At 65.1% G+C, this 525-nt stretch carries 1 pseudogene; it reads left to right on the forward strand.

What is annotated here, in order from left to right:
• A pseudogene (locus ACJ8HT_RS24180) lies at window positions 1-525 on the forward strand (transketolase); the annotation flags it as partial.

Consider the following 525-nt stretch of genomic DNA (forward strand, 5'->3'; position numbering starts at 1 on the left):
CAAAGAAGCGGCCTGGAACGACAAGTTCGCCGCCTACGCCAAGGCCTTCCCGGAGCAGGCTGCCGAGTTCAAGCGCCGCATGAACGGCGAGCTGCCGGCCGACTGGAAAGCCGACGCCAAGGCGTTCGTGGAAAAACTGCAGGCCAACCCGGCCAACATCGCCAGCCGCAAGGCATCGCAGAACGCGCTGGAAGCGTTCGGCAAGGTGCTGCCGGAGTTCCTGGGCGGCTCTGCCGACCTGGCACCGAGCAACCTGACCATGTGGTCCGGCTCGAAAGCGCTGAACGTTGACCCGGCGGGCAACTACATTCATTACGGCGTGCGCGAGTTCGGCATGACCGCCATCACCAACGGCATCGCGCTGCACGGCGGCTTCCTGCCGTACTCGGCGACCTTCCTGATGTTCGTGGAATACGCCCGCAACGCGGTGCGCATGGCGGCGCTGATGAAGCTGCGCAACGTGTTCGTCTACACCCACGACTCCATCGGTCTGGGCGAAGACGGCCCGACCCACCAGCCGGTGGA

Source organism: Serratia sp. CY44782 (genome assembly GCF_052168715.1).
In the GTDB taxonomy this organism is placed as follows: domain Bacteria; phylum Pseudomonadota; class Gammaproteobacteria; order Enterobacterales; family Enterobacteriaceae; genus Serratia; species Serratia nevei.